The 765-nt window shown below is 69.8% G+C and carries 1 protein-coding gene; it reads left to right on the forward strand.

Going from position 1 to position 765, the window contains the following annotated elements:
• The first annotated feature begins 171 nt into the window (after positions 1-171).
• Complete coding sequence (locus EF903_RS33285) at positions 172-567, forward strand: CPCC family cysteine-rich protein (protein WP_185902970.1); 396 nt, start codon at positions 172-174, stop codon at positions 565-567.
• The last annotated feature ends 198 nt before the right edge of the window (positions 568-765 follow it).

Raw genomic sequence — 765 nt, forward strand, 5'->3', positions numbered from 1 at the left:
ACCCCCACCCGCACACGCGTACCGACCCCAACGAACACCCCCACGTATGCGGCCCTCGGCAGCCACCTGATCGGGCGGCTTCCGGCTGCGAATCCCCGCGATCGAACTCGACCTGGACAAGGCACCGGCAGCCGCAGGTCCGGATCGGGGCCGACTGCGCGGTAGGACAGGATGACAGGCGTGATCATCAAGTACCCCTGCGTGTGCTGCGGCCGTCTGACAATGGGCGAGCCACCCGGCTCGTACGAGATCTGCCCGGTGTGCTTCTGGGAGGACGACGCCCTGCAGCTGCGCTGGCCCGACCGGGAAGTGGGCGCCAACCGGACCTCACTGGTCGAGGCGCAACAGAACTACCAGGCTTTCGGGGCCTGCGATGAGCGGTCCGTGGAACACGTCCGCCCACCTCGGGACGACGAGCCGCAGGACCGGAGTTGGCGGCCTGTCGATCCCGAGCGCGACCACTTCGAACCCCAAGGCGTTCAGCTGGCCGCGTGGCCGGTCGATCCGACGGTTCCTTACTGGTGGCGGTACCGGACCACGGGTTTCTGGCGTCCCCCGGTCGGTTGAGCGTCACCCGGCCCGTTCGTCGAGCCGGGCCAAGAGGCCGCCGAACCATCGCACCGGGGGCTCCCCGGCCACCTCCCACGGCCGTGGCTTCGAACCCTCCGCCCGGTCCGGCTCTGCTTCAGCCCACTGGACACTCCCCCTAGGCTCGGCGGATGCCTTCCACCCTCCTCGCCCACGCCCTGACGACACCCCTCGACC

Origin of the sequence: Streptomyces sp. WAC05292, from assembly GCF_003949955.1 — a bacterium.
GTDB classification, from domain to species: domain Bacteria; phylum Actinomycetota; class Actinomycetes; order Streptomycetales; family Streptomycetaceae; genus Streptomyces; species Streptomyces globosus.

Bases quoted from the DNA above. Each gene is read 5' to 3' on its own strand.
- EF903_RS33285 (WP_185902970.1), top strand. From the start codon at position 172: ATGACAGGCGTGATCATCAAGTACCCCTGCGTGTGCTGCGGCCGTCTG.